The following is a 7,162-nucleotide window of genomic DNA, read 5'->3' as shown; positions in this document are numbered from 1 at the left end:
ACAGGACGGCGGCGTCATTTGTGTATGTTCCTTGGTTGGCGGATACGAGGTTGTATAGAACAGGAGACAGGGTACGGCGCTTGGAGTCGGGAGCGTTGGTATTTTTGGGAAGGAAGGATGAGCAAGTCAAGCTGCGGGGATATCGTATAGAGCTTGGAGAGATAAGGAGTGTTTTGGCACAGCAAGCAGCGGTGAAACAGGCGGCGGTGTTGGTGCAAGGAGAGGGTGCGGATGCGACGTTGGTGGGTTATGTTGTTGCAGAGGGAGAGGTAGTAGATGAAGGTAGTTTTATAGCAGAGTTAGAGCGTGCGTTATCGGCGCGTTTAGCCAGTTATATGTGTCCGAGTCGTTGGTGTTTGCTAGATGCTTTGCCGTTGACGGCGAATGGTAAGCTGGATAGGGGGGCGCTACCGAGCGAGATTAGGGAGATAGGGCAGGAATATGAAGCGGCGGAGAATAGTGTAGAGCGAGCGCTGGTAGAGATATGGGCAGAGGTACTGCGACAACCACTAGAGGAGTTAAGTGTAACGGGTGATTTCTTTAGGTTAGGGGGAAATTCTCTGTTAGCAGTGAAAATAATCAGCGAGATTAACGCTCGCTACAAGCTGCAGTTGGGTCTCAAAGAACTCTTTAGTTATCCTAGTATTCGCCGCTTAGCGGTACTTATGCAGCAATCTGGTTTGGGAGAAAACAACCCAGAGATCCCAGCGTTACCTCGAGATGGTCAAGCCCTACCGCTATCTTACGCACAACAGCGTCTTTGGTTTATTGAGCAATTAGCAACTCAACCAAACGCACAATTCAATATGCCATTGGCGTTAAGAATCCGTGGCCAATTAGAGACTAATACCCTTGAGCAGGCCATCGCAGCAGTTATTAAGCGTCACGAGATACTAAGAACAGTATACCAGCTCGATCAGGATGGCGAACCCCAACAAGTTATATTGCCAGCATTTGCGCCACGGATAACAACGCTTGAGTTAAATGGCAGTGAGCAAGAAAAGCTTAATCAGGCACACGCTAATGTTGCAGCCCAAGCCTTGCAGCCGTTTAACTTACAAAGTGACCACATGTTAAAGGTTCAGTTGTTGCAACTTGGCAAGCATGATTATGTATTGGCCATTGTGGTGCATCATATTGCTTGCGACGGTTGGTCATTGAATATTCTTCTTAACGATATCATGGCATTCTATGACGCGATAAGCTCAGCGCAAGCACCCACTCTGGATCCATTGGCGATACAGTATGCAGACTTTGCAAGTTGGCAACGTCGTTACCTAGGTGGAGAGCGGTTGCAACACGGACTTGATTTTTGGCTGAGTCATCTAGATCAAGCGCCGCCATTACATAGTATTCCCCTAGACCGTAATCGAGCTCCTGATCAGTTCAGTGGAGCAAGAGTAGATGGAACCATTGCACCAGATATCGTTAATGAACTAGAGCTATTTGCTCAGCAGCACCAAAGCACTCTGTTTATGCTCTTACAGACTATGTTCGCGGTTACTGTAGGTAGATTCAGTCGTGAGCAGGATGTTGTAATGGGGATGCCTGCGGTCAATCGTAATAATAAGTCCTGTCAGAATATGATTGGCTTATTTCTAAATACACTAGTCGTGCGTACTCAGTTTGATACACAACAACCCATCGGTGAATTGCTGCGCAAAGCCAAGCAAACCCATATGGAGATACATGCTCACAGTGAGGTTCCGTTTGAATTACTAGTCGAACAATTGAATCCAGAGCGTTCCTTGACACATGCTCCTATCTTTCAGTTGTTTATCAATATGGCCAATGAACAACTAGCATTGTCAACAGAAAGCCAACTCGAAGTGAGTGCTTTTTCTGCACAGCAAGAGTTTGACAGTAAGTACGACATTACTTTATATCTGCGACCGACTCACTCAGGGTTGAAGTTTATTTTTGCTTACAATGCGGCATTGTTTGACTGCTCAACCATTACTGCTTTGGCGAATGAATTTAGTAGTACGTTGTATCAGGTTGCAGCAAATCCACAACTTAACGTTGCACAGCTTAAGTGGTCGCAACCTCTAAAAGAGAATGCCGCAGTTACTCTTTGTGAGCATGAAGTCAGCTCAGTTCATCAATTATTTGAACTTAATTTGAGTAAGCACGCAGCTAGTGGTGCATTACATTATGCAGAGCAAAAGCTGTCATTTGAAGAGTTAAACGAACAGTCCAACAAGTTGGCTCATTATCTGATTAAGCAACATGCTATCAGTAAGGGTCAAACGGTAGGTATACATTGCCAGCGAAACGCCACGCGGATAATCGCTATGCTTGCTGTGTTAAAGGCAGGAGCAACATTGGTTCCATTGTCTGTTGAACTGCCTGCATCACGATTGAAGTTGCAAGCAGAAGATGCAGACATTACTTTGCTATTACATGATGAGCAAACAGAGGCATCATTTTTTGAGCGCGCAACATTGGACTGTAGCAGTCTATTGAGAGAAAGCACGCTGGACCAATACAGCGGAGAAAATCCAGACGTTGAAGTCTTTAGTGATGATATTGCGCACATAATCTACACCTCGGGCTCGACGGGTAAGCCCAAAGGGGTGTTAGGGACTCACGGTGCTGTAGTTAACAGAGTCAGTTGGATGTTACAGCGTTTTCCACTGGCCTCAAATGAAGTAACCGTGATGATGACCTCAATGGCGTTTATACGCGGTATGTGGGAGTTTTACGTCAGCTTAGCTGCAATCAAGCCCGTTGTTTTATTGCCACGAGAGCAGGTGAAAGATAACAATTTATTCGTCGCAGCTATTGAAAAACATAAAATCACCAGAATAGTTACTACGCCTTCTCATTTGCAGAGTTTAGTAATATCGGGAGCGCAGTATCGCTCGACGCTTAGCAGTTTGCGCTACTGGTTTATTAGTGGTGAAGCACTGTCTTTGAGCCTTGCTGAGCGATGCTGTAAATGGCTGGATGAAGTGGAGTTTTATAACCTTTACGGCTCCACCGAGGTTATGTCCGATGTTCTATACAGTAATATTAAAGAGGATGTCGCACGAGGTGTCATAACACTCGGACAGGCGATAACCAACAACCACGTATTACTCGTTGATGAGCAACTACAACGTGTTCCTACGGGAGCTGTAGGTGAGGTTTTGGTTGTGGGTAGTAATGTGGCAGCAGGGTATTTGTTACGCCCAGAACAAACGAAAGCCGCGTTTGTGGAGTATGATGGTCAACGCGCATACCGAACCGGTGACTTGGCAAAGTATCTCGCTGACGGTCGTTTGGTTGGTTTGGGACGTAAAGATAAGCAAGTTAAGATTCGTGGGTTCCGAGTTGAAGTGGATGAAATCGCCAGTCTACTGCGCAACCGCCCTGAAGTTGATGATGCGATCGTACTGGTCAAAGGCACTGAACTACAACAACGGTTGATTGCTTATATTAATGTTGGTTGTCGAGCTGTTAAACCGTCACAGCTTGAACAGATTAAAGTCTATTTAAGTGATCAGTTACCTGATTATATGGTTCCTAGTCACTTTGTTACCGTCGAAAATTGGCCTCTCACTATCAATGGTAAACTACAATACAGCGCCTTGCCTGAACCCACTTACCAAAATGATCAGATGCAAGTGGTTCCGAGTACAGAGACTGAGCATCAGCTCCTAGAAATCTGGCAAGGTCTATTAAATGTGACAACAATCGGTGTTACAGATAGCTTTTTTGCGTTGGGCGGACATTCGCTTTTAGCAACTCGTTTGGTTAGCCAAGTTGAGGCGACTTTTGGCTTGACGATAGCGTTGAAAGCAGTTTTTGAAAACAGCACGATTCAATTGCTAGCGCAGCATATAGATAATCATGGTAAAGCCAGTCTGGGGGCAATAACACCGGCACCTAAAGGAAAGCAGATCCCACTTAGTTATGCTCAACAGCGTCTATGGTTTGTCGAGCAAGTAAGTCCTAGTAATCAGTACAATATGCCGCTAGCGTATCAAGTAACAGGAAAGTTTGCACTGCAAGTGGCAGAGCAAGCGTTGCAGTATTTAGTAAATCGGCACGCGGTACTTAGAACTCAATATCAATTTGATGGCCAAACGGCATATCAAGAAGTGCAAGAAAACTGGCAAGTCAGGCTGACGGTTTCTGATCTAACTCATTTATCTGAGCAACAACAAAAAGATAGCATTATTGATCTGCTACGTTCTTTTTATCAACGAGTATTCGTACTCGAAGAACAACCGCCATTTGAAATCCATTATATCTGCCGAAGTAGCGAACAGGGCATACTGTTGTTTAATCTCCATCATATAGCTGCAGATGCATGGTCTATGGGTATCTTGATGTCTGAGTTTATCCATTGTTACCAGGCTATCGAGGCGGGAGTTGATCCGCAGTTACCTGCATTGAGTATTCAATATAGTGATTTTGCTTACTGGCAACGACAGCGATTGGATGATGTATTTTTAGCTGAGCAATTAGCATATTGGCGTACACAACTACAAGATGTGCCAAGCATCCATAACCTGCCATTGGATAGGCCTCGACCTTCAGTCAGAGCACAGCAAGGAGCAATTTATGAGAGTTGTTTATCTGGCGAAATAGTTCAGCAATTAGAGAAAGTGGCGAGTCAGCATAATGTATCGATGTACATGCTATTTCATGCAGCCTTGGCATTTTTAGTTAGTAAATTAAGTGGACAGCAGGATGTGGTTATTGGTTGCCCTATCGCCAATCGAACGAATGTTGAAGTTGAGCCACTAATAGGACTATTTGTAAATACTCTGGTTCTGCGAACTCAAGTACAGCAAGAGAGTTTTAATGGACTTCTAGAGCATATTCGTACGGTCAATTTGGACGCTCAAGCACATCAAGATGTGCCATTTGAGCAACTCGTAGATTTATGTAAGTTACTACGCACTAGCAGTCACACGCCGCTAGTACAAGTTGTTTTGAACTTGAACAATATCGGCCAATCTGTTGCGGGGATTGAAGGGCTGGAATTTACCCCGTTAGAACAACAAAGCACGATTGCTAAAACTGACTTGAATCTTGGGGTGGTATTTGCCGGAGGGAAGTGGGTCATCAACTGGACCTATGATGTTGCGTTATTTGATGCAGATACGATTGAGCGATTCTCGAGCTACTTTATACGTATCCTTCATCAAGTTGCACACAATCCACGGATCGCATTAAGTGATATCGATCTGCTCAATGAGCAAACACAGCAAGCATTAGTGGCAATGAGCCGAGGGCCAGAGCTTGCACCAACAAGGATACAACAAGTTCATCAGTTTCTTGAGAACCAGGTAACACGAACTCCAGAGGCGATTGCACTGGTTTCTGATACACAGAGCTATAATTATCAGGAGCTAAATTCAGCTGTTAACAAGCTATCCAACTACTTACTCAAATTGGAGTTACCGCGTCAAGCAACGGTTGGGATCTGCATGGAGAGATGTAGTGATATGGTAATTGCAATGTATGCAGTTGCTAAAGCTGGTTTAGTTTTCACACCTTTGGATCCGGAACAGCCACAAGCGCGACGTGCATTTATTATTAGCAATGCAAAAGTTCATTTAGTGCTGAGTCATCAGCAATTTGAGCCCATATTGCGACAAATCCCTGCACTGGCCGTCGCCTATATTGATAGTGTTGCGACCAATCAATTAATCACACAATGCTCAAACATAAATCCAGAAATTGGAGGTCACAATACGGATTTGGCTTATATCATGTATACCTCTGGTTCAAGTGGCGAACCTAAAGGTGTACAAATTGAACATCGGCAAATCATTGCTGCAACACAGAGTCGTCTAGATGCTTATCGAGTACCAGCAGGGCGCTTCTTGTCTCTTTCATCTATCTATTTTGACTCTTGTTTATTAGGTATTTTTTCAGTGTTAGCACAAGGTGCTGAACTACATATCGTCAAAGATAGTGATGTGGTCGATATTGGAGCCGTTTACCGGTACATCATGGCAAGTGATATTACTCACTTGGCGATTTTACCGACAATGTATCGGGCGTTATTACAGTATGCCAACCTAATGGCTGCGCTACCAAGCCAGCTAAGATTAGTGATCACTGGTGGAGAAGGAGTAGAGCAAGATCTTCAACAGTTGCATTTTGAAAGCCAATGGAGTCAGGGGGCTCGATTTTTTAACGAATATGGGCCAACAGAGGCGACAGTTTGGAGTAGTCACTATGAAATCAAAGCGGATGATAGCTTTCAGGTTGCACCTATTGGTCGTCCGGCGGGTCACGTCAACCTTTACGTAATGGATCATTATGGGCACCTAACACCACAAGGTTGTGAGGGGGAGTTGCACATTGGTGGAGTTGGTGTGGCAAGAGGTTATATGGACAATGCTGAGCTTACCAATGGACATTTTTTCTCAAGACAACTCTACAGCGGAGAATCAGAGCGACTATATCGAACTGGTGATGTGGTGCGTTATAACAAGCATGGTGATATAGAGTTTGTAGGTCGTAAAGATAACCAAGTAAAAATACGTGGCTACCGTGTCGAGCTAAGTGAGATAGAGCAACAGATCTTACACCACCCTGATGTACTCGATTGTGTCACAAAAGTGTGGCAGGAGCAGGGAGAAGAAAAGCTCCTTATTGCATACTTACAGATCCGCGAACGACAGTCCGAACAGGCGGTTGTTGCAGCAGTTAAAAAACAACTGGCTCAAACACTACCCAGTTACATGCAACCCAATGCGATAACGAGTATTGGTCATATACCTGTCAATCGTAATGGTAAGGTAGATAGAAAGGCGTTGCCTAAACCTAACCTTGCAGCACTAACCGGTGAATATTCGCCTGCGCAAAATAATACGCAGAAAAAGTTGCTGACCATCTGGGCCGAACTACTGCACTTATCGGCAGAGGAGATCAGCATCAATGCCGACTTCTTTGAACTGGGTGGACATTCGCTATTAGCGGTACAACTAGTGACCAAAGTTAATGAAACCTTTCCTGTTGACTTATCTATAAAAGAAATTTTTAGCTCACCCGTACTATGCGATTTGGCTGACCAAGTTGATGCTTTACTTCATTTAGATGAAGACGAGCTGGCGGCCGCTGAAGCTGAGCTAGCAGATATGTCTGATGAAGAAATAGAAAAGCTTTATCAGGAGCTGTGTGACGAGTAACGGCTACTTTGAATTATCGTCACCTC

The 7,162-nt window shown here is 44.6% G+C and carries 1 protein-coding gene; it reads left to right on the top strand.

Annotated elements, in window-relative coordinates:
• Window positions 1-20 precede the first annotated feature (20 nt).
• Window positions 21-7,136 (top strand): non-ribosomal peptide synthetase, encoded by a 7,116-nt coding sequence (locus L1271_RS23880; RefSeq protein ID WP_235368947.1) that lies wholly within the window; start codon window positions 21-23, stop codon window positions 7,134-7,136.
• Window positions 7,137-7,162 lie beyond the last annotated feature (26 nt).

Origin of the sequence: Pseudoalteromonas sp. OF5H-5, from assembly GCF_021530695.1 — a bacterium.
Classification (GTDB): Bacteria; Pseudomonadota; Gammaproteobacteria; order Enterobacterales; family Alteromonadaceae; genus Pseudoalteromonas.
This window is presented reverse-complemented; position numbering and strand designations above follow the sequence as displayed.